Source organism: Hoylesella pleuritidis (genome assembly GCF_963541955.1).
GTDB classification, from domain to species: Bacteria; Bacteroidota; Bacteroidia; order Bacteroidales; family Bacteroidaceae; genus Prevotella; species Prevotella pleuritidis.
This window is the reverse complement of sequence record NZ_CAUTUT010000002.1, coordinates 141138-163180: the sequence shown is the minus strand read 5'-3', so window position 1 is coordinate 163180 and position 22043 is coordinate 141138. Positions and strand designations below refer to the sequence as shown.

At 44.2% G+C, this 22043-nt stretch carries 18 protein-coding genes; 12 read left to right on the top strand and 6 right to left on the bottom strand.

All coding sequences use genetic code 11. The annotated features are described in order from the left end of the window. Positions 1–77: 77 nt before the first annotated feature. From RWY97_RS01415 to RWY97_RS01395, 5 genes are read left to right on the top strand one after another with little or no spacing between them, the layout of a single operon-like run. On the top strand, positions 78–1058 hold the full coding sequence (locus RWY97_RS01415) for a YitT family protein (protein ID WP_021584811.1): 981 nt from the start codon (positions 78–80) through the stop codon (positions 1056–1058). Beyond that, positions 1055–1651: a non-canonical purine NTP diphosphatase gene (locus RWY97_RS01410; RefSeq protein ID WP_315565081.1), complete on the top strand. Its 597-nt coding sequence runs from the start codon at positions 1055–1057 to the stop codon at positions 1649–1651. The genes RWY97_RS01415 and RWY97_RS01410 overlap by 4 nt, the downstream gene beginning before the upstream one ends. Before the next feature lie 8 nt (positions 1652–1659). After that, the gene (gene porZ / locus RWY97_RS01405) at positions 1660–3678 is read left to right on the top strand and encodes a type IX secretion system anionic LPS delivery protein PorZ (protein ID WP_315565079.1); all 2019 of its coding nucleotides are present in this window, start codon (positions 1660–1662) and stop codon (positions 3676–3678) included. A 15-nt stretch (positions 3679–3693) separates the two neighbouring features. Continuing rightward, complete coding sequence (locus RWY97_RS01400; protein ID WP_315565077.1) at positions 3694–4662, top strand: acyltransferase family protein; 969 nt, start codon at positions 3694–3696, stop codon at positions 4660–4662. Continuing rightward, positions 4659–5705, top strand: coding sequence for a glycosyltransferase family 2 protein (locus RWY97_RS01395; RefSeq protein WP_315565075.1), 1047 nt, complete (start codon positions 4659–4661; stop codon positions 5703–5705). Before RWY97_RS01400 ends, RWY97_RS01395 begins: the two co-directional genes overlap by 4 nt. Here the strand turns inward: RWY97_RS01395 and nadA are convergent. Then, on the bottom strand, positions 5681–6676 hold the full coding sequence (nadA, locus tag RWY97_RS01390) for a quinolinate synthase NadA (RefSeq protein WP_036931351.1): 996 nt from the start codon (positions 6674–6676) through the stop codon (positions 5681–5683). The two genes, RWY97_RS01395 and nadA, sit on opposite strands and share 25 nt — an antisense overlap. A 603-nt stretch (positions 6677–7279) precedes the next feature. Between nadA and RWY97_RS01385 the strand changes: the two genes are divergently transcribed. Together RWY97_RS01385 and RWY97_RS01380 are read left to right on the top strand one after the other, a co-directional pair. After that, a complete protein-coding gene (locus tag RWY97_RS01385; RefSeq protein WP_315565073.1) occupies positions 7280–8014 on the top strand; it encodes a nitroreductase family protein in 735 nt (244 codons plus the stop codon). Positions 8015–8123: 109 nt separating this feature from the next. Next, positions 8124–8585, top strand: coding sequence for a hypothetical protein (locus RWY97_RS01380; RefSeq protein ID WP_315565072.1), 462 nt, complete (start codon positions 8124–8126; stop codon positions 8583–8585). A gap of 85 nt (positions 8586–8670) precedes the next feature. Here the strand turns inward: RWY97_RS01380 and RWY97_RS01375 are convergent, their stop codons facing one another. Next, a complete protein-coding gene (locus RWY97_RS01375; RefSeq protein ID WP_021584905.1) occupies positions 8671–9597 on the bottom strand; it encodes a hydrogen peroxide-inducible genes activator in 927 nt (308 codons plus the stop codon). Between the two features lie 221 nt (positions 9598–9818). On the opposite strand from RWY97_RS01375, the gene RWY97_RS01370 reads away from it, so the two are divergent. The 3 genes from RWY97_RS01370 (at position 9819) to ahpF (ending at position 12878) form a co-directional block, all read left to right on the top strand. Continuing rightward, positions 9819–10430, top strand: coding sequence for a superoxide dismutase (locus RWY97_RS01370; RefSeq protein WP_314739008.1), 612 nt, complete (start codon positions 9819–9821; stop codon positions 10428–10430). Positions 10431–10595: 165 nt separating this feature from the next. Further along, entirely contained in the window at positions 10596–11162 is a 567-nt protein-coding gene (gene ahpC, locus RWY97_RS01365; RefSeq protein ID WP_315565069.1) for an alkyl hydroperoxide reductase subunit C, read from the top strand. 150 nt (positions 11163–11312) lie between these two features. After that, complete coding sequence (ahpF, locus tag RWY97_RS01360) at positions 11313–12878, top strand: alkyl hydroperoxide reductase subunit F (protein ID WP_315565067.1); 1566 nt, start codon at positions 11313–11315, stop codon at positions 12876–12878. A gap of 228 nt (positions 12879–13106) precedes the next feature. On the opposite strand, the gene RWY97_RS01355 is transcribed toward ahpF, so the two are convergent. Continuing rightward, the gene (locus tag RWY97_RS01355; RefSeq protein WP_315565065.1) at positions 13107–15098 is read right to left on the bottom strand and encodes a helix-hairpin-helix domain-containing protein; all 1992 of its coding nucleotides are present in this window, start codon (positions 15096–15098) and stop codon (positions 13107–13109) included. A gap of 162 nt (positions 15099–15260) precedes the next feature. Here RWY97_RS01355 and RWY97_RS01350 point away from each other — a divergent pair, with 162 nt between their 5' ends. Together RWY97_RS01350 and RWY97_RS01345 are read left to right on the top strand one after the other, a co-directional pair. Further along, positions 15261–16091: a lyso-glycine lipid O-acyltransferase GlsA gene (locus tag RWY97_RS01350; protein ID WP_315565064.1), complete on the top strand. Its 831-nt coding sequence runs from the start codon at positions 15261–15263 to the stop codon at positions 16089–16091. A gap of 1 nt (position 16092) precedes the next feature. Continuing rightward, positions 16093–17085 carry a glycine N(alpha)-acyltransferase GlsB gene (locus RWY97_RS01345; protein WP_024991436.1) on the top strand — a complete coding sequence of 331 codons (993 nt, stop codon included), beginning with the start codon at positions 16093–16095 and terminating at the stop codon, positions 17083–17085. A gap of 492 nt (positions 17086–17577) precedes the next feature. Here the strand turns inward: RWY97_RS01345 and RWY97_RS01340 are convergent, their stop codons facing one another. From RWY97_RS01340 to RWY97_RS01330, 3 genes are read right to left on the bottom strand one after another with little or no spacing between them, the layout of a single operon-like run. After that, complete coding sequence (locus RWY97_RS01340; RefSeq protein WP_315565062.1) at positions 17578–19266, bottom strand: murein hydrolase activator EnvC family protein; 1689 nt, start codon at positions 19264–19266, stop codon at positions 17578–17580. After that, positions 19267–20157: a lipoprotein insertase outer membrane protein LolB1 gene (gene lolB1 / locus RWY97_RS01335; RefSeq protein ID WP_024991434.1), complete on the bottom strand. Its 891-nt coding sequence runs from the start codon at positions 20155–20157 to the stop codon at positions 19267–19269. It abuts the gene before it with no gap. A gap of 41 nt (positions 20158–20198) precedes the next feature. Beyond that, the gene (locus RWY97_RS01330) at positions 20199–22040 is read right to left on the bottom strand and encodes a tetratricopeptide repeat protein (protein WP_315565059.1); all 1842 of its coding nucleotides are present in this window, start codon (positions 22038–22040) and stop codon (positions 20199–20201) included. Positions 22041–22043 lie beyond the last annotated feature (3 nt).

Sequence of the window (22043 nt, the reverse complement as noted above, 5' to 3'; positions counted from 1 at the left end):
ATGAAATCAATCATTGTATAGATCTCCAACCTCCTAAACTTAGGAGCTTAGATAAATCCAATTAAAACATCAAAGTTATGACTATTGACCATCAAAGGATATGGAATGAGACTAAAGATTATATCTTTATTACCTTAGGAATTATCATTTATGCCTTTTCTTGGGCCTTTTTCCTCCTGCCATACGAGATCGTTGCAGGTGGTGTTACAGGTATGTCGGCCATTATTTTCTATGCAACGGGCTTCCGGGTAGAGAACACTTATATCATCATCAATGTTCTATTGCTCATCGTTGCATTTAAATCGCTGGGCTTAAAGTTCCTTATGAAGACCATCTATGCTATCATAGCACTTTATTTTATACTGAAAGTTGCACAGGCGGCAGTACCTGTCGACGCAGCCGGTAACCCCGTAAAGATTCTCGGCGAAGGACAAGACTTTATGTCGCTCATCATCGGATGCTGTTTCACCGGCACATCTTTGGGCATCGTCTTTCATAACAACGGAAGTACGGGAGGCACAGATATCATTGCAGCTGCCGTCAATAAGTACCACAACTTTTCAATAGGTCAGGTGCTGATATTCGTCGATTTCATCATCATCGGTAGTTGTTTCTTCTTCCCTCAGTTCGGAACCATCATCGAAAGAACGCATAAAGTAGTCTTCGGATTCTGTACAATGGTTATCGAAAACTATATGCTCGACACCTATATGAGCCGTATGCGGCAGTCGGTTCAGTTTTTTATATTCTCTAAAAAGTACCAAGACATTGCGCAATCAATCGCTACCCAGCTCGATCGAGGCGTTACCGTACTTGACGGTCACGGTTGGTACACGGGGCAAGATATGAAAGTCTTATGCATTTTAGCTAAAAAGAATGAGAGTACTTTTATCTTCCGAATCATCAAAATGCTCGATCCCGATGCCTTGGTAAGTCAAAGTGAGGTGATCGGTGTATACGGAGAAGGATTTGATGAGATGAAAGTGAAAGTGCCGAAAAATCATACTCTCTCTCCTACTCCACTTCAAATGGAAGAAGAAAAATTACAAAAAGAATGAAGATTGTATTCGCAACAAATAACCAAAACAAGTTATCCGAGATTCGAAATATCCTCGGCAGTGAGTTTGAAATCGTTTCTTTGCACGATATTGGATGTACGGAAGATATTCCGGAAACGGGTAATACGTTAGAAGAAAATGCTCTGATTAAAGCTCGTTACGTGTATAATAAATATGGATTAAGTTGTTTTGCCGACGATACCGGCCTTGAAGTAGAAGCACTCAGAGGTGCTCCCGGCGTGCGAAGTGCTCGCTATGACGACATAACCGACCACGACAGTGAGGCTAATATGCGCAAACTTCTTCGTGAATTAGGTAATAACAACAACCGAAAAGCACAGTTTCGCACAGTTATTGCGTTATTACTTAAAACATCAAATCAACTTATTTCTCATACATTTGAAGGAAAAATAGAAGGCCATATAGCACTGACAAAGCAAGGAACAGCAGGCTTCGGCTACGATCCTTTATTCGTTCCCATCGGTTATCAACAATCATTTGCTCAATTGGGAATGGATATCAAGAATCAAATTTCACATCGGGCACGCGCCGTTAAACAATTAGCTGACTACTTAAAGCAGCTTAATTCATAGTCTAAAAAATGCTGAAGAAAACACTTTTAACACTCACTTTCTGTGTAATTTATGCCTTATCTGTTTCCGCTCAACAAGGAAAGTGGAAAGCATATATGGCTTATCGTAATGTAGAAAATATCGAATCAGCAGGCCAAAAATTGTTCGTTCTGGCTTCGAAAAGCGTCTTTCGCTATGATCTCAGCGATAAGAGCGTTACCACTTACGATAAAGCGAACGGCTTAAACGATTGTTCAGTTTCACAAATAGCGTGGTGTACGAGTGCGAAAAAACTTCTTATTCTCTACGAAAACAATAATATCGACCTGTTGGCAGATAACGGTGATGTAATGAATATACCCGATTATCGCAATAAGTCGATGACAACCGACAAAACAGTCAATAGCATTTACGTTGCCGGTAACAGTGCTTATCTTTGCAACGGATTTGGAATCGTGAAGCTGAATATGAAGACTGGCGAGATCAGCGATACTTATCGTCTTGGCTTCCGAGTAGATTATGCCTACATCAAAGACGCCCGTCTCTATGCATCTTCATCTTCTCATGGACTTTGGTCGGCGTTACTTACGGCTAACTTATATGATAAAAGCCAATGGAAACGTGTAGGTGAGCACATACCTCACTCTAAAATGATCGACGAAAAACTGCTGAAAACAATTCAAAATGCCAATCCCGGAGGTCCAAAATACAATAATTTCGGCTTTATGCGACACCAAAACGGCCGATTATATACTGTCGGAGGAGGCTTCACTTCTACCGAAGATATGATGCGTCCAGGCACTGTTCAGGTGCTTGATAATGGTAATTGGCATATCTATCAAGATGAAAACATCAGTCGACTAACAGGTTATCAATTTGTGGATAACAGTGGAATAGATATCGATCCGCGTGATAATAAACGCATATTTGTATCTGGTAGAACGGGAGTTTATGAATTTTACGATGGTAAATTTGTACAAAACTATAACAATAATGTGCCCGTTTTGAAGACAGCTTCAACTGTTCCGAACTCCAAAGACAAAAATTACGTCATTGTTCAAAGTATCAAATTCGATACAAAAGGCAATCTTTGGGCACTCAACAGCATTAGTCCCTCTACCTCGTTAGTAGAATATAACACCACAGGAAAATGGCTTTCGCATCATAATTCGGCTTTGATGTATGATGAAAAGAAGTCTTTGGAGAATATGAAATCAATGATTTTCGATGCCGAAGGTCTGCTTTGGTTCGCCAACGATTATCATCGTACACCCTCGCTTTTCTGTTATAACACTTCGACCGACCGTCTGCTGTCTTTCAAAAGTTTTACGAATCAAGATGGAACCACTGTCAATGTTCATTACGCCAGGTGTCTTGCAGAAGACAAAGAACACCATATTTGGATAGGAACAGATGTCGGTCCGCTGCTGTTGAAGCGCGACCAAATAAACAACACGAAGCCTGTATTCACACAAATAAAAGTTCCCCGCAACGACGGAACCGATTATGCAGATTATCTTCTCAACGGAATCGACATTACATGTGTGGCTGTCGACGGTGCGAATCGTAAATGGTTCGGTACCCAAGGAGATGGAGTTTACCTGATAAGTAGCAACCATCTCACCCAGATTCATCACTTTACGGCCGACAACAGTCCATTACTCTCAAACAATATTGAGTCTATTGCCATTGATGGAAACAGCGGAGAAGTATACTTCGGAACAGAAAACGGACTCTGTTCTTACCTGAGTGATGCCACCGAACCGGCCAAAACGATGACCAAAAACAGTGTTTATGCTTATCCAAATCCCGTTCATCCTGACTACAATGGTCCCATAACGATCACCGGTTTAACGTACGATGCCGACATAAAAATCGTTACTGCGAGCGGAATACTTGTCAATCAAGGTCGCAGCAATGGCGGAATCTATCGATGGAATGGTACTGATCGCAGCGGCAAACGCGTTTCGAGCGGTGTCTATATGGTGCAAACAGCTACGCAAGAAGGTAAAAAAGGCACTATATGTAAGATCGTTATCGTCAACTGAAAATAGCTGATTAAAATGGAGCGAATACGTTGGATCGACCTTTTACGCGGCATTTGCATCCTCGCAATATTGTTAGACCATACCGAACTCTATGCTACCGGTCGCAATATCATCCCTTATTCGCTCTACGTTGTCAATGCACTCACCCTCTTTTTCTTTATCTCCGGCTATCTTTTTTATAGTCAAAACGGCTTCAATTGGCGTCGAAAACTCCGATCAATAACACTTCGTCTCATCCTGCCTTACTTCTTCTTCACCGCTATAATGGCCTTACCCAAAATGTGGGCGCACGCCGATAATACTTCTATTAACCATCTTTTGACAGGTATCCTCACCGGAAACGCCTCTTGGTTTGTGGCTGCACTCATTGTGAGTGAACTGATTTTTATGTTGATTCTGTGTGTATCACGAGGCAAAACACAATGGATTATTCTCCTATCCATTATCGCTTTCCTTGCATCCATCCCTTTATCCACACACCATCAACCACTTTTTTGGCAATTAGACAATGCCTTTCAAGCTCTTCTTTTCCTTTGTGCAGGCTACGTCTATCACCGAAACGAATCACGTTTCAACCATTTTCACAAACCATCATACACATACTTACTGATTATTTTATTACTGATTATAAAAATACTTGAATATAAATGGAATGTGGCTTTGTTGATCTGGCCTATCCATATTACGAATTACGCACTCTTTCTCATTGATATTTTCACTACCATTGCATTGACAATGATGCTTATTCAGCGACTACCCACAAATCGACTGATTGAATGGACGGGTGCACATAGCCTTGTTTATTACTTCCTTTGTGGTGGAGTTCCTTTGCTGTTAAGCCGTTTTACGAAATATATCAGTATCGAATACGACACGCATTATTTATTCGTCGTACTGCTCTTTGCTGCGGTTTACATCACAAGCAGCGCTCTGACGTGGATGATCTACCAATTATTCAACTTCTTAAAACAATGCCGAAGATGAACAATTGTATATCCGTCGTTGTTGTAACTTACAACCAAGAGCAAACGATCGGTCGAGCCTTAGACTCCATTTTGATGCAGAAATGCCACCTGCCGATAGAAATTTGTATCGGCGACGACTGTTCAACAGACGCTACTCAAATTGTTTGCGAACGTTATGCAACCTGTTTTCCCGACATCATTCACTATCACCGAAACGACCGAAACAAAGGAGTTATCGACAATTATTATGATACACTACTCGCGTGTAACGGCCAGTTCGTTGCCGATTGTGCAGGAGACGACTTTTGGGTAGACCCTTTGAAGCTCGAAAAAGAGGTGAGATTATTAGAAGAAAATCCATCAATCACACTCGTACATACCGCTTGGCGATATTATGACGAACCATCGAAGAGCGTTCTTCCCCACCCTATTCTTTCCGCTGAAAACAGCATTACAGACGGTCGGAGACTGTTGGTTCCAATCGCAATACAAGTAGGTTTGCCCGTTATTCACCTCTGCACCGCCCTTTATCGCAAGCAAACTTTCCTGCAAGCCTATGCCGAAGACCCGATGCTTTTCCGTAATCAAGCCTTCAAATGCGAAGATTTGCAACTTTCATTCATTATGGCATACGCGGGAAAAATTGCCTATCTTCCCGATGTTACCTTATATTATAGTACGGGAAAAACTTCTGTTTCAAATGCCGAAGACGATGAGCGTCAATTCCGTTTCGTTACAGGTGTTACCCGATTGAGCTATTATCTCATCCGCAAATACAATCTCCAAGCTCCTGAAATCAATCATTACTTCAATTATCGAATATTTGCACTCGCAATGCACGCATTCCGTTTGCAAAGCCAAGAATTGTTTAACGAAACAGAAAAACTAAGAAAACAGTGGAATGTAAAAGGCGATTGGCGATATAAACTCATACGAATGGGAGGTCCCTCCTTATCTCCTCGAAAAGAAGGAAAAACTCATCCATCAATGATTTATAAGTTATATAGATTGTTGAGAAAGGTAAAACGGGAAACCTTTCAACTCATTTCCAACATCCGTTGAATTGGTTTCACAGCCTCGGCAGCAATCATCGGATCGACATCTACACACGGCCACTCATATTTTAAGGTATTATAGAGCTTCTGCAATGTATTCATTTTCATAAACTCACACTCATTGCAGGAGCATCCCAAACCACCTTCACTCACCTCGGGAGGCACCGGATAAAACGTTTTTTCAGGACAATTTCGCTGCATTTCGTGTAAAATTCCGGCCTCGGTAGCCACAATAAACTCCGTTTTTTCACTCTCGATGCAATACTTCAACATAACAGCTGTAGACCCAACAACATCTGAAATGGCCAAGACAGGCCCTTTACACTCCAAGTGAGCCATTGTAACGGCATCGGGATGAAGTGCTTTCAGTCTGACGATTTCAGCCACAGAGAAACGCTCGTGAACGTGACAACCACCCTCCCAAAGCAACATTTGTCGTCCCGTTATGCTGTTAATATAATTACCTAAGTTGTAATCCGGACCGAAAATAAGCTTTTCATCCACTGGTAACTGGTCGATAACATGCTTCGCATTACCGCTCGTCACCACCACATCTGTCAACGCTTTCACTGCCGCAGTGGTGTTGACATAGCTCACAACTTTGTATCCGGGATGCTCATTTTTGAATTTTCGCAAATCATTTGCATTACAACTGTCTGCCAACGAACAACCGGCATTGAGGTCAGGAACTAATACCAACTTATCAGGAGACAACAGTTTATTGGTTTCGGCCATAAAATGTACGCCGCACATCACAATGATTCGTGCATCGGTTTCAGCTGCTTTGCGAGCCAATGCCAATGAATCGCCGATGAAATCAGCTGCATCCTGAATCTCACCTACTGTATAATAGTGTGCGAGAATTACTGCATTTTTCTCTCGACACATTTTTCTTATTTCACTTTTCAGATCAATTCCATCGGCAATCGGTTCGTCGATGAATCCCTGTTTCAACCAATTCTCTTTCAACTCAGCCATTATTATATTCTTATCTTTTTATTCTTTAAAGGAAAAAAGAATGTTTGTGATGATACGACGTGGATAAGTTGATAACTTGATCAATTATTATTTGGATATTCCGTTATCCACATTTAAATATTGTTTTCAACTATTTATCCCGTTCGTTTACGCCTGGTAATAAATTAGATAGGCGTTTTATCCACAATATTCTTATACTCCTGCAAAGTTAATAAGTTTATATCTTTTCTCTCAATAATATCGTGGAAAACTGCGTTAAAATGCTTTCAAAACTGTCGGGATTTGCACATCTCGTAGTCATTGATTTGAAGTGTGTGGATAAATAATAAGTTTTCCACACACTTTTCCACACAGTTATCAACACGATTTATTTTTAAAAGGAGAAGGATAGGGAGTAAAATTATTTTTATTTTCTATTTTCCTGTATATCAATTAGATACAACCATTATTTCAATTAACCGTTAATTACCTTGCGTTTAATGGCTTTTCGCACTGTAATTAGCCGTTAAATACAGTGCGATTAACGGTTAATTGAAACAAGGATAATGGTGAGTTATTGGCATAAGATTTGTTGGCAGATAAATGAATCAATTCTTTTAGAATATGAGTTTACAAGAAATTTTAAATCATCGAAGAGCTGTTCGTCATTTCGATCCTGATAAAACAATAGATACTGAGCAGGTGAAACAGTGCGTGGAGTTGGCAACATTGGCTCCTACCAGCTCGAATATGCAGTTGTGGGAGTGCTATCACGTCACGGATAAAAAGATATTGAAGAAATTGAGTCACGCTTGTTTAGATCAGCTTACAGCACAATCGGCCCAGCAAATGGTTGTGTTTGTTACTCGTCAAGATCGTTATCGGGAACGTGCTCAAGCTGCGTTGGCATTTGAACGGGACAATGTTCGGCGTAACAGTCCGGCTGAAAAGCAGGACAAACGAATAAAAAAATGGGAGATGTATTATAAGAAGGTGATACCGTTTATATATTCTCGCTTTTTCGGTTTGGCAGGTTTAGGACGCAAACTGTTGGTTCAATGCGTTGGACTTTTCCGTCCGATTGTACACCAAGTGAGTGAGAATGATATGCGAGTGGTAGTTCATAAGAGTTGCGCTTTGGCTGTTCAAACCTTTATGTTGGCAATGAGCGAGGTCGGATATGACACTTGTCCACTCGAAGGATTCGATAGTCGGCTTGTCAAAAAAGCACTTCATCTACCCTATTCGATTGAAATCAATATGATTATCACGTGTGGAATACGTTTGCCTAACGGTGTTTGGGGCGATCGTTTTCGTGTTCCTCTCTCTGAAACTTATCATCTTGTCGATAATAAATAGATGTTAAAGCGCATTAAAGAAAATACTTTCTATGCAAGGAATCGGATTATCTTGCATTCATATCAGTAATCATATTCAACAACAAAGGATAAAGATTGAAATAAAAAGAGTGGAAAAAAAGTTAGCAGGCAGTATATTAATGGCTATCGTTTCAGTTATTTTTATTGCCTCGTGTGCCTGTAAACACACTTGTACAAGTGGTAAAAAGAGTGTCGAGTACACGATAGCGCACAACTATTTTTTCAATAATGACGCACAAATTCCGACTGATCCGAAAGTGACGGACAGTAAGACGTTTAATAAACTCTATGGAATGGCTGCTACAATGGGTAAGAATGGGATTCCTACAAATATAGATTTCAACAAGCAATTTGTAATTGGTGTGGTACTTCCGATTACAAATCAGCAAACGAAGATCATTCCCGGAAAGCTCGTCAAACGAAATAACAAATTAGAGTTCACTTATAAAATCAAGCGAGGCAGCACGATGTCATCGAGTATGCAACCGATGTTGCTCATCGTTGTAGATAGGAAATATGAGACCGATAAGGTAAGAGTAGTAGAAGGATAACAAGAGGTTACATTTAATTTTGATAGCAGTAGTCCCCGAATCGGGTGTCGAGCGACACTTGATTCGGGCTTTTTTATTCAGATCTTTACACCTTTATCTGCGCCGTTCTCAATTGAAGCATTTCCTTGGGAACAGCGTTTCGGATTTCTTCTGTAAGCAAATCGCGAATCGTTCGGCGGATAAAACTCTTGCCGGTGAGCATTATAATCTCGCGCGTCGGTATTGGAATGGCAAACGGACGGACAAGTTCCATTTGGTGATTATTGAATTGATAGGTGGCGAGTTCGGGTATAAAGGTGACGCCTTTACCGCTTTCCACGATGCGCATAAAGGTTTCGATGCTGCCGAGAGAATAGGCTTTCTTGCTCTTGTTGGCCGCTTTGAGATGACAGAATTTTACGAGTTGATCGCGGAAACAGTGTCCTTCGTCGAGCAACCACAGATATTCTTCGGTGAGATCGCTTGTTTTGATGGTTTTGTTTTTAAATAAATTATCTTCTCGAGCCACGTAAGCGAAGAACTGTTCAAAGAAGAGCGGCGTGACGTTAAAGTCGTCCATATCATCTAATTGAGCTAAAATACCGGCATCGATGTCATCGTGTCGCAAGGCGCGTTTGATGTCTTCGGTCTTCATTTCGGCAACACGGATGTCCATTTCAGGGTATTTTCGCATCAGTTGCGGTAAGAAACGAGGAATCAGATAAGGTGCAATCGTAGGCAGAATACCCACTCTGAACGTTCCCATCAACGAGTGTTTCTCTTCTTCTACGGTCTCTTTTATCTTGCGAGCACGCAGTAGTGTGCGCCACGCTTGCTCCACAACGAGTCGTCCAATAGGTGTAACGGTAATGGGATTGGTCTTTCGATCGAAGATCTTTACACTCAATTCGTCTTCCAATTTCTGCACCATCGAACTCAGAGTAGGCTGCGTTACATTACAGTTTTCGGCTGCTTTGGCAAAGTGTTTGTGGCGATATACAGCCACTATATATTCTAATTGTTGTAGTGTCATATAGGTTTAGTTGTTCGCAAAGATAGGTATAAAAATCGAATTAGACAATGATCGGCGATATTTTTTTAGTTTGTCACACATTTGTCGGATATGACTGAGATATCGATAAACAAAGGGTTAGAAAGACATTTATAGATTATCTCAATGAGATGATAGGTTTTATCTGTTTGAGGTTGTTGCAAATGGGCGTATCTTTGCATCGAAATTAAAAATTAAGAGATATGTTATTAACTAAATTACTATTGTTTATGATGATACAAATGCCACAACTTCCGTATGCACCTAACGCATTGGAACCGGTTATTAGCGAGCAAACCATCAACTTTCATTATGGTAAACATTTACAGAATTATGTCAATACGCTCAATAATTTGATTAAAGGTACTGAGTTAGAAGGCAAATCTGTGGAGGAGATTGTTAAGGTTGCACCCGAAGGTCCGGTGTTCAATAACGCAGGACAAACATTGAATCATACGCTTTATTTCATTCAATTCAAGTCTCCTGTCAGTGGAAACGTACCGCAAGGAAAGATTGCCGAGGCTATCAATGCATCTTTCGGAGACTTTGAAACATTCAAAAAAGAGTTCACACAAGCCGCTGTTTCATTGTTCGGTTCAGGTTGGGCATGGCTCTCTCAGGACCAAAGTGGTAAATTGGTCATTACCAAAGAGCCTAACGGTGGTAATCCTTTGCGTAGCGGACTCAATCCTTTGATGGGTATAGATGTGTGGGAACACGCTTACTATCTTGATTACCAGAATCGCCGTCCGGATCATATCGCAGCTGTATGGGATATTATCGACTGGGAGGTTGTAGGTAAGAGAATGCGCTAAAAAAACCTTTTGACTTTCTCCGAAAAGGAAGAGAGGAAAGTAAAAAACAATTAGTGAAATATTCAATTTTAATTAAACAAATTATAATCAACCTCTAAATTATTATTCAATAAGCCTTCCTTCCCCTTTGAGGAGGGTCGGAGAGAGGTTTTAATAATTATTATTATGTCATCAATTATCAATTCACAAGCACCTGAGTTTAATGTAAATGCCTTTCAGAACGGCGAATTTAAGAAAGTATCTAACGAAGATATTAAGGGTAAATGGGCTCTGTTCTTCTTCTATCCGGCTGATTTTACCTTCGTATGTCCTACCGAATTGGTAGACCTTGCAGGTAAATACGACGAGCTGAAAGCAATGGGTGTGGAGGTATTTTCAGTAAGTTGCGACACTCACTTCGTGCATAAAGCTTGGCACGATGCCTCTGACAGCATTAAGAAAATCAATTACACGATGCTCGCCGATCCGTTGGCTGTGTTGGCAAAAGGCTTCGGTGTGTATAAGGAAGATGAAGGATTGTCTTACCGAGGAACGTTCCTCGTTGACCCGGAAGGCCTTATCAAGCTCTGTGAAATACAGGATAACAGTATCGGACGCAATGCAGACGAACTCGTTCGCAAGATAAAAGCAGCTCAATTCGTAGCTTCTCATCCTGGCGAAGTTTGTCCCGCAAAGTGGAACGAGGGTGCAGAGACACTGAAACCAAGTATTGATTTGGTAGGGAAAATCTAAGAATGAATCCCTTTAAAACCCTCCTTCATAAGGAGGGTTTTATTTTTTTGAGTTTTATTGAAGTTCAAAAAAGAGTATTGATACGAATCAATCAAAATATAAATCCATAGAAATTACTTTCCCTCTGAGGGAAGAATGAGGAGGAACTCAATGTTAGATACCAATATTTTAAGTCAAGTTCGCGACCTGTTCCAGGGCTTGCAATCGAACTATACATTAGCTGCCGTCATCGGTTCTGATAATGACAAGGCAGTGGAAATGCGCGAATTTCTCAATGATTTCGCATCGACGTCCGACCGACTCACGGTTACTTTCGTCGAAGATGAGTCTCACCAGTTGGTCTTTTCGTTGTTGAAAGACGGACAAGAGACGGGTATTCGCTTCCGTGGAATCCCTAATGGGCACGAGTTTACATCGCTTTTGTTAGCTGTACTCAATGCAGACGGACAGGGAAAGAATCTTCCCGATGAGGCCATCAGTCGTCGGATAGCAGCTATTCAGGGTGAGATAAAGTTTGAAACATATGTTTCACTCACCTGCACGAATTGTCCTGATGTTGTGCAAGCACTCAATGTGATGGCGCTTCTCAATCCTTCGATCAGCAATGAAATGATTGACGGAGCTTTGTTTCAAGACGAAGTGAGTCGGCGGAACATACAAGGCGTACCCTCGGTGTTTGTTAACGGTGAACCGTTTCATACGGGTCGCGGTGATTTGGGCGAACTTTTGCAGAAATTAGAAGACCGAATGGGCAGTTCGGAAACTGCTATCGGCGAACCGATCGAACGTACTTATGATGTCGTTGTACTCGGAGGAGGACCTGCCGGGGCATCGGCCGCTATTTATTCGGCCCGCAAAGGTCTGCGCGTCGGTATCATTGCAGAACGCATCGGAGGTCAGGTGAAAGACACGGTAGGTATTGAAAATCTCATTTCCGTGCCTCAAACGACAGGTGCACAATTAGCTGCCGACCTAAAAGAACATATCGGTCGTTATGAAATCGATGTCTTTGAAAATCGAAAAATAGATCGTGTAGCGCTGCAAGGAACGCAGAAACGTGTCTTCGTTCGTGGCGGTGAGGAATTTGTTTCACCCGCAGTCATTATCGCAACAGGTGCAAGTTGGCGCCGATTGAATGTTGAAGAAGAGACTCGATACATTGGTCATGGTGTGCATTTCTGTCCCCATTGCGACGGTCCTTTTTATCGGAACAAGAACGTGGCAGTTATCGGCGGCGGCAATTCGGGTATTGAAGCGGCTATCGATTTGGCCGGAATCTGTCGGAATGTCACCGTGTTGGAGTTTGCCGATAAGCTCGGTGCCGACACTGTTTTGCAGGAGAAAGCCCATAGTTTGGGCAATGTTGATATCTTCGTTTCATCTCAGACAACGGCTGTTTTGGGCGATGGCGAGAAAGTGACAGCCATTCGTGTGAAAGATCGCAACACCGATACAGAGCGTGAAATCAAGCTCGATGGTGTGTTTGTACAAATCGGTTTGAGTCCTAACAGCGATTTGTTCCGTGACCAATTGGAGTTGACTGCCCGGCGAGAAGTAAAAATCGACGAGACTAATCGCACTTCATTGCCCGGTGTTTATGCTGCTGGAGATGTGTCGAGCGTGCCTTATAAGCAGATTGTTATTGCTATGGGAGAAGGTGCCAAGGCTGCACTCTCTGCTTTTGACGACCGCATTCGCGGTTTGATTGCTCAATAAATGGGATTTGATTTATATTTTATTGATTATCAATTAAATATGAGTTGTAATATGATTAACGGCTGATTGCATTGCAAGTAACGGTTAATCGCACACCGTTTAACGGTTAGTTGCAAGTTATTTAACTGTTAATTGTAGTACAATTTGTATATGATTGATTATCAGAAAGATATAAATCGTTTGCTCACTCTCTCCTAAGGAAGAGGGAGTGGGGGTAAAGTTGTGTCTCTAAAATCGCCAACGAACCTGCAAATCAATGTCCGTTTGAGAGCTGTGGGCAATCTGTTGCAGCGCAGTAGAGATGCGATTACGATCGAAATAATCGGTAGTGCCAACCTTGGCGATGATGAACAGGCGCGGGGTGAGGTCTGTTCGTACACGAAATGCATATCGGATGCCGTGTCCGAAGAAAACGGGGAATGTGAAATTGTATAGCAGTCCGCGCTCATAAACATAGAGACGACTGTCATAATTGTCTGTATGGAAGTAGCCGAAACTTGCATCCGCAGTCAGAAAACGATGCGAATAGCCGATGTTTTGTGTTAACATCCAGCCCAAGCTACCTGTTTCGGTCTGATAATGAGCGATGTCTGCCTGTGTCTTCGATGTCCATCGACTGCCGTCATAAGCTACGGAAAGACGCCCGCGCTGCTCTGTTCGGCCAATAAGTGCAGTCTTGCTGGCGTTGTCTCGCTGTTTGCGGCGTAGCCGGTAACGTGCAAGAAACGTGATGGAACGGTGCGTATAGGTGGCCGACAGCGCGTTGTCCCACGAATGGGAAGGGTGAGATACGCGGTATTTCGCCCACGGCGAATAAGCATAATCGGTGTAAACGGACAGCAAAAACGAGCGAGTCGGTCGCCAGTCGGCCCCAAAATAGAGGCCACTCTCATTGCAAACATTACCGCCGTCACTGAAACTTTCGGCATAAATGGCAGTATAACGATAAGCATAAAACCGTTGGATGGCAAGCAATGTCAGCGAAGCAGTAAGCTGATAACTGATGCTGTTGAGCGTGGCAAACGCCCGACAGTCGCCCGTTGCAGTCTCGCCGTTGATATTCAGACGCCTGCTTGCGTAACCATAATCAATTCCTACATTCCAAAAACGGCGTCCGACGGGGGCATAACGACGATAAAGCTGCTCGGTTTTCAGAGCCAACGGCTTGCTGAACTGCGTAAAAACGCCCGTCGCTCCGATGTGAAAGCCACCACCGAAATAGCGTATATTTCCGCCAACCGACCGCTCTTCGGCATTGTGTTTACGCGCCATCTCGCTCTGTGTGCGATGATATCCCGTGTGCAATAACGTAACGATAGCTGTACTGTCGCGGTTAAGTGTGGCGTCGATCTTGCGTAATGAGGCAAAACCTGTAATGTCGAGATTTCGCGAAAGGGCTACGGTGGCAGCTGCTCCCTGCATATAATTGGCCTCGGATCGCGACGAATGGGCCCGCACGGAGGTCGAAGAACGACCTAATAAAGCAATAGATGCGAGCTTTCCGAAGCTGAAATCATTGTTCATTACAAGTCCCATCCCGAATCGCAGGCGGTATCTGCCTACGGCAATAGCCTTAATACGGCCCAAGTTTCGTAGCATCAGATAAGGCGAATAATAATCATACCCCCATCGATTGCGGCCTGCAAAGAACGGTTCTCCGGCATCTTGCGAAGCCGTCAGACCTGCTTTCACGTATTGACCGTAACTGAATGTGTATCTCAACCAGTGTTTATAGGGATAGCCTAAATAGCCGTTGCGATCGCCTTTACGTGTATAACAAGGTATGTGTAGCGCGGTTACAACTTCGCTGTGACCGTATTTCGCAATGTTACAGAGGCTCGGAAAGGTTTTGTCTTTGCCTGAATCGAGCGTCAGGAAATAAGGAAGTAATTTGCGGCGAGGTTCGTCCAAAGATTCGATAAGCGCCAATTCACCCCACGATTTCATCCCGCCGTATTGATAAAGATAGGTACAAAGTTCCTCGATTTGCGTGGCCGTGAGAAACGGAATTTGCTCTAAATCTTGTCGGGTAGCCGTATTCAGCGGAACGGGATGGGCTGCCAGATCGCACAGGATGTCGTAAGTCGATTCCCAAGCAATCGACTCTACGTCATCGATATCACCCAATCGGTCGTAATATTTCATCCATTCCTGCGGCTGTTGTGCGGCAGAACATAATGTGAATAATGCGATAGCGATAAACAGGAGCAGTCTTTTCATTGGCTTTCAGATGGTTTGATAGGTTGTGCAAATATACGATTTCTTTTCCAAACAGGCATCTTCTTCACTCTAAAATGTGGAAAAAGAAAAGTTTTTTGACAAAAAAACGGTGTATAAGGAAAAGTTATTGTATTTTTGCAATGCATTAATACTCTTTCCCAAATGGGCAGACTGACAGAGAAAACCATAGACATCGATGACATTCTAAAAGACAAAATGGGGGACAAAGCCAAGTTTGTGCCCGACGTGTTGGTGTCTTGGCTCAAGCGGATCGTACATCAGAAAGAGGTGAATGACTTCCTTTGGAAGAACCGTGAGAAGCAAGGTGTAGAGTGGCTCGATGCTTGTGTGCGCTATCTCGATATGACACTCGAAGTCAACGGCCGTGAAAATCTTCCCGATAAGGCTGATGGCAGACTTTATACATTTGTTTCTAATCATCCTCTTGGCGGTATCGACGGTGTAGCTTTGGGCTCAATCATCGGCCGACAATATGACGGTCGCTTCCGATATCTGGTTAATGATCTGTTGATGAACTTGCCCGGGCTAGCTCCTTTATGCATACCCATCAACAAGACGGGCTTACAGAGCCGCAGTTTTCCTGCTATGGTCGAGGCGGGATTCCACAGTGAGAACCACATTTTGATGTTTCCCGCAGGGCTGTGCAGCCGCAAACAGGGCAGCCGAATTCACGACTTGCCGTGGCGAAAGACATTCATCACCAAGAGTATAGAGACACATCGCGACGTCATTCCGATACATTTCGGCGGTCAGAACTCGCCTTTTTTCTATCGACTGGCCAATATCTGCAAGGCACTTCACATCAAATTCAACATCGCTATGCTGTTTTTAGTCGATGAAATGTATAAAAACGTGCACAAGACTTTTCGTGTTTCGATAGGCAGACCCATCTCTTGGAAAACCTTTGACAATACAAAAACACCGATGGAATGGGCTAAAATCGTGGAAGACAAAGTATATGAACTCGAATAAAATGGAAGAAGACATTATCCAACCGGTCGACAAACGGCTGCTCAGAGAGGAACTGACATCCGACAAGCAGCTCCGGATGACGAACAAAAGTCATAACGAAATCTATGTCATCACGGCTCACACAGCACCCAATGTACTGCGAGAGATCGGCCGATTACGTGAGATTGCCTTCCGTGCAGCAGGCGGAGGAACGGGCAAATCACTTGATCTCGATGAGTTTGACACGTGTAAGAACTGTTACAAACAGCTCATTGTGTGGAACCCTGAGGCACAAGAGATCATCGGAGGATATCGTTATCTCAATGGCACCGACTGCGAATTGGACAACGAAAAACAGCCAAGACTGGCCACAAGTCATATGTTTCGTTTCTCGGATAAGTTCATCCGCGATTACCTTCCGTATACAGTCGAGTTAGGACGGTCGTTTGTTTCGCTCGAATATCAGAATGTTCGGGTCAATACTAAAAGTATTTTCGCCCTCGATAACCTATGGGATGGACTCGGTGCTTTAACCGTTCTTAATCCTCATTTGAGGTATTTCTTCGGCAAAATGACGATGTATCCGTCCTACATTCGCCGTGGACGGGATATGATTCTCTATTTTCTTAAAAAGCATTTCGATGACAAAGACAATCTCATTGTACCGATGAAACCGCTCAAAATAGAGACAGACATCAAGGAATTAGAGGCTCTTTTCTGCAAAGATGACTTCCGAGAAGACTATAAGATACTTAATCACGAGATTCGACAATTAGGTTATAACATCCCGCCTTTGGTCAATGCGTATATGAATCTCAGCCCAACAATGAAGCTGTTCGGCACTGCCATCAACTACGGATTCGGTGAAGTAGAAGAGACCGGCATCTTGATCGCTGTCGATGAGATATTGGAAGAGAAGCGCATTCGCCACATAGACAGTTTCATCGAAGAGCATCCCGAAGCCTTGAAGATCACCAGCGGCGCTAACAATGTCATCTTCAAAGAGCGACGCTGACCCCCATTTAGAAAGAGAAAAATCGCTTGATAATTGTCGATTGACGACTAATCTCCCCTCTGAATCCCCTAAGTTAGAGGGATGGGGAGCTGTATTCAATTAATAATTGACAATTGCTCATTCTTTGATCGACATTCAATGGAAAGGCCTCCCTTTCCTTTTGTCGGGGCACATACACCGCTCCGATTGCTGTTGAGGAGTTAGACAAAAGTGCAAAAGGATATACGAGAAATATAATTTGTATATCATTGAAAAACAATAAGATACAACACGTAATGCAATTAACGGTTAATTACCATACAACTAACCGTTAAACAGAACGCAAAAAGCCGTTAAACGATGTGCGTTTAACGGTCAATTACACGACAAGTAACCGTTAATTAAAAAGGGATTTGTATATAACTGTAAATCAAGTATATACAAATCCCTTTCCATTTATGTTCTTTTGTTCTTCCGTTCGTGTCTCATTTAAAGAGACACCAATGGTTCAATTCACCGCCCCAACCATACTTCGGGGTTGAGTTTAGCGGCTTCCCGACGAAGCTGGAACTGTAAGATGTTGTCCGTTCCGACAGCTCCGAGACTCTGACGAGTGCTTACCCGCTGCCCTTTCGATACACTTACCGACTTCAAATTGCAGTAAACGGAAATGTAAGCACCGTGCCGAACCATCACGACATACGTGCCGCTGTAGCCATAAATGCCGCTTACTTCGCCGTCGTAGATGCTTCGTGCCATACAGCCCGGCTGTCCCAAGATGTTGATTCCTTTGTTATCGAGCGTTACATTTTTCAATCCTTCCACGTTGTATTGCCCGAAATGGCTTACCACCCGATAGCTTCCTGTAATGGGCATAGGCAGTCTTCCTTTATTAGCTTCAAATCCGCCGGACATCATTCGATCCACAGTACTGAGCCGGCGAGCCTCTTCCGCATTCTTTTTAGCCTCTGCTATAGCCCTGTTGTTACGTTCTTGCTCGGCCATTGCCTTGCGTTCGGCAGCCAATCGGGCCGCTTCGGCCTCACGAGCAGCCAATTCCGTGCGTGCTTTTCGCTCTGCGGCGGCCCGCGCTTCATTATCGGCTGCCTCTTTTTTAGCCTTTTCCGCGGCTGCGAGTCGGGCTTTCTGAGCGTTCTCTTCAGCCTGAGCTGCTGCTCGGGCTTCTGCTTTCAGCTGTGCTTCACGGGCCTTTGCCTCGGCAATTCGGCGCTGATTCTCACGTGCGGCAGCCTCGGCTGCTGCCTTTTTACGAGCTAACTCCTGTGCGCGACGCCGTGCAGCCTCAGCTGCTTCGGCCTTTCGTTTGGCCTCGGCAGCGGCTCGTGCCCGGGCTTTTGCAACCTCTTCGGCCACCATTCGGTCGATAATGGCATTCAGTGCAGCGTCTTTCTTGCGCTGTTCAGCAATAATCGCCTGAATGGTTCGCTGTTGGTTTTGCAGGTTCTGCACCACTTTCTTCTGCTCATCTTGCTTCGTTTGTAGGGCGGCGTGCTCGCGTTTATCTTTGTAGAGCAGGTTGTTCTTATAGCCTTTGACGGTCTCCAACTGCTTGTGTTTATCATTTACTTGCAGCTGTTTGGCCTTGACAATCTCGCCTTGAGCCCGTTGGAATGCCGCATATTCGCGCACAAAGCGAAGCCGGCGATACATCTCCGTGAAGTTTTTAGCCGAAAATACGAACATCATCTTATCCTGAACGGAGCGGTGACGGGCCATATAGCGCATCGATTGGATATATTTGGTTTTGCGATCGGTCAACTGCTGCTCTAAGGTTTGCAGCTGCGATTTGAGGATTCCGATGTTACCATCGATCTGATGGATGTCTTTCTGAATGCCATCGATCGACTTTTGGCGCTCGTCTATCTCGCTGTTGATGACCATTAAGTTCTGCAATCGCTGCTTGACATCAGCCTGATTGGCGCGCAGGGCACGTTCTTGCTGCTTAATTTTCTTCTGTATTTCGGCCCGTTGTGACTGCAATTTACGCACCGAAGCGTATGCCGCCGCAGTGCTCGAAGGGCGTTTTGCCTTAACAGCCGGTGCTTTCTTGCCCTTTGTTGCAGGTTTCTTCTTGACTACCTTCGTAGTTTTCGGCTGCGCCTTTTGTGCGGAGCGACGCTGCTGCGCACCTGAACCGAGGACGCAAAAAACGGCTAAATATAAAATGACAATGCGTTTCATTTACATATTTAAGATTTTACCGAGCAGGTCTTGAGCCTCTACACGCTTATACTTTTCAGACACTTTGGAGCGCGATTCCCAGTTACTGTCGGTCTTGACATCATTCATTTCGATAGCCACTTGCACCGTATGGCGCTGCTTGGTGGCTGTAGTGGTGAAGCGGAACGACTGCTTTGCGGGGAACATCTTTACCCCAACGCTGCGAAAGTCGCTGTAATTCCACGTGAGATCAGACGTGCCGTGTGCTGCCGAAGCATAATGAACGGTGGCACGAGTAATGCGCCCTGTCCCACGATCGGTGTCCCACCGGTAGCGCATCAGACCTTTTTGCAGCGTCACGGGCAGCGAAGTACCGGCCGCATCGAGGTCGACGTCGAAGCGTTTGAGGTCTTCCTCACCCACGCTTTTGGCTCCGGGCAAGAGCAATTGATTCCAAAATAGCGCTTGAAGACTGTAAAAATTCAGTCCGTTAGCACGCAGAAAGTCGAGCTGCGAATAGTCGGCCCGAATGTATTCCTTATGAATCCGGTCGATGAGCAACACGTAATCGGGTGTAAACTCCAATCTTCCCACCTCGCTGCCGATAATCGGAATGAATAGTTGCAACCGTATTACTTCATCCTTACGCAAGTGAACCGAACCGGGAACAGTGATGTCTTTATCTCCGCCTTGTATGTTGAAAGACATCGATCCGGTGATATTCGGTGCGTAAACTTGGTTATCATAGATGCGTTGAACGGCTGCCAACTTGCTCATTGCTGATCGATCGGCCGACGCTTGGGCCTGTGTCTGTGCCCGATGCGCGTCGTTTACGACGGCTCTTTTGGCTCCGCACGATGCAAGGAGCAGCAAAACGCCGGCGGAGAGAACGTTAAGGGTTATTCGATTCATCTTATTTCGTTTAGTCTTGAATGGTAAGTCGACTGTCCGACTCACGCTTTGAGATATTTCTTTAACTTGATTTTACGGGGTAATAAAACACTTTTGCTGCCGGTTTTAAGCGCCTTTTGCCAATATTCTAAGGCTTTCCCGATATTGTTGTTACGTGCGTAGATGTCGCCGGCGTGCTCGAATATCGTTGCGTTTTGCACCGAAGCGGTGTCACAGACGACAGCTTGCTCAATATAAATCTGCGCTTCTGCGTAGCGTCCTTGCATAAAGAGAATCCACGCATAAGTGTCAAGAAAGGTTGCATTTTTAGGTTCTGCCTTGACGGTTCGGTAGCTCATTTGTTCCGCTTTGTGCAGATTCTCACCCCGTTCGCTTAAATAATAGGCATAGTTATTCAAACATTCGATATTGTTTTCACGCCAAACCAAACAGCTGTCATAAGCTGCAAAGGCCTCGGCCGACCATCCCTTTTGATATAGAATGTCGCCCATCATCGCGTAAAAATCGGATACAATGTCAGCATTGCTTTGTGAGTTGATCTCGCTCACACCCTTTCTGAACATCTCAAGTGCCTTGTCTCGCTCGTCCTTTTGATAGTAAGCCAATCCCATAAAATAGTAAAACGCCATTTCTTCGGGATTATATTGCAGGGCGGGAGATGCCAATTCGATAATCCGATCCCAGTTTTTCGTAGGCCACTCGGCCTGAATGAGTTGGAGACGGGCACCTGCATTATCGGGCGCTAAGTGTAAAACGTGCAACAAAGCACGGCTAATCGTGTCTTGCGGCAGCTTTTTCAGCGTAGCATAAGCGGCATTCACCTCGGCAATCTCGCTACTTTTGGGGTTAGCTTGCATCATCCGATGCAATAAAGAGATGATTTTCGTGCTGTCATCACGGTGTTCTTCGTTCTCACGAATCACTTGTTGGAGCATCGAGATACGACTTTTCGTATCTGTCTTCGGGCTGATCAGCATCCGTTCCATCAATGATTGCGCCACCGAATCTTGTCCCGTGGCCTTGTAATAATCGTAAAGCGAACTTTCGACAGCTGTATTATCAGGGTCTTCTCGCTGTGCAGCACTGAATATCTTGAATGCTTCCCGAGACCGATCGTGTTGCATCAGCCAGTTGCCCAGCATCACTCGATAAGTCAAATCACTGGGATGCTTGTCCGAAAGAGCCTTCAACGCACGGTAAGCCGACTTCTTATCGCCCATCAAATCATAAACACGCATCTTGTAAAGCGTGATCTCTTCACTGCTGCCTTCGTTCTCTTCAATGCGGTCGATGGCGCGAATCATCTTCTGATAATCTTTCTGTCGTTCGTAGAGTTGCACCAAAATATTGAGAATATCACTGCGCGTGCGATCGCGTTGGGCCAATTCTTCATAGGTCGCGATGGCCTTATCGAAATCTTGTCGATTGATATACGCGATGGCAAGACGCTCCATATACGTGTCATTTGCAGGATTCAGGCGAGCTGCTTCGGCAATATCGACCAAGGCTAAAGAGTCTTGTTGCAATTCCGAAAAGTATGTTGCGCGAGCGAAATATGCTTCGGCTGCCCTTGGATTGATGGCCAAGGCATGGCTCAATAGGTCGAAAGCGGCGGCATAATGACCAGCATTCTGCTGCCGAACGGCTTCAAGAAAGAAGTAGTTATAGCGTATGCTGTCTTGCGAAGAAAGTGAGAATTGAGAATTAGGAATTGTGCGTTGAGAATTCTGCGCGTGTGAGTTATCGCTTGAAAAGGGCCTGCCGGCAGGCGAAAAAGCGGTTTGTTGCTCTGCCGCTTGGTGTGCAGTGGCTGATAAAAGAGCTGTGGTCAACAATAGGGCCACCACAACGCAGAGCGCGATATGTCGTAACGTGAATTTCATTTG

Excerpts from the sequence above, each read along its gene's own strand:
- lolB1 (WP_024991434.1), bottom strand. The coding sequence starts at position 20,157 with ATGAATCGAATAACCCTTAACGTTCTCTCCGCCGGCGTTTTGCTGCTC.
- RWY97_RS01415 (WP_021584811.1), top strand. The coding sequence starts at position 78 with ATGACTATTGACCATCAAAGGATATGGAATGAGACTAAAGATTATATC.
- RWY97_RS01370 (WP_314739008.1), top strand. The coding sequence starts at position 9,819 with ATGTTATTAACTAAATTACTATTGTTTATGATGATACAAATGCCACAA.
- RWY97_RS01375 (WP_021584905.1), bottom strand. The coding sequence starts at position 9,597 with ATGACACTACAACAATTAGAATATATAGTGGCTGTATATCGCCACAAA.
- RWY97_RS01395 (WP_315565075.1), top strand. The coding sequence starts at position 4,659 with ATGAACAATTGTATATCCGTCGTTGTTGTAACTTACAACCAAGAGCAA.
- RWY97_RS01400 (WP_315565077.1), top strand. The coding sequence starts at position 3,694 with ATGGAGCGAATACGTTGGATCGACCTTTTACGCGGCATTTGCATCCTC.
- RWY97_RS01350 (WP_315565064.1), top strand. The coding sequence starts at position 15,261 with ATGGGCAGACTGACAGAGAAAACCATAGACATCGATGACATTCTAAAA.
- RWY97_RS01330 (WP_315565059.1), bottom strand. The coding sequence starts at position 22,040 with ATGAAATTCACGTTACGACATATCGCGCTCTGCGTTGTGGTGGCCCTA.
- nadA (WP_036931351.1), bottom strand. The coding sequence starts at position 6,676 with ATGGCTGAGTTGAAAGAGAATTGGTTGAAACAGGGATTCATCGACGAA.
- RWY97_RS01355 (WP_315565065.1), bottom strand. The coding sequence starts at position 15,098 with ATGAAAAGACTGCTCCTGTTTATCGCTATCGCATTATTCACATTATGT.
- RWY97_RS01340 (WP_315565062.1), bottom strand. The coding sequence starts at position 19,266 with ATGAAACGCATTGTCATTTTATATTTAGCCGTTTTTTGCGTCCTCGGT.
- RWY97_RS01410 (WP_315565081.1), top strand. The coding sequence starts at position 1,055 with ATGAAGATTGTATTCGCAACAAATAACCAAAACAAGTTATCCGAGATT.
- RWY97_RS01345 (WP_024991436.1), top strand. The coding sequence starts at position 16,093 with ATGGAAGAAGACATTATCCAACCGGTCGACAAACGGCTGCTCAGAGAG.
- RWY97_RS01385 (WP_315565073.1), top strand. The coding sequence starts at position 7,280 with ATGAGTTTACAAGAAATTTTAAATCATCGAAGAGCTGTTCGTCATTTC.
- ahpC (WP_315565069.1), top strand. The coding sequence starts at position 10,596 with ATGTCATCAATTATCAATTCACAAGCACCTGAGTTTAATGTAAATGCC.
- porZ (WP_315565079.1), top strand. The coding sequence starts at position 1,660 with ATGCTGAAGAAAACACTTTTAACACTCACTTTCTGTGTAATTTATGCC.
- ahpF (WP_315565067.1), top strand. The coding sequence starts at position 11,313 with ATGTTAGATACCAATATTTTAAGTCAAGTTCGCGACCTGTTCCAGGGC.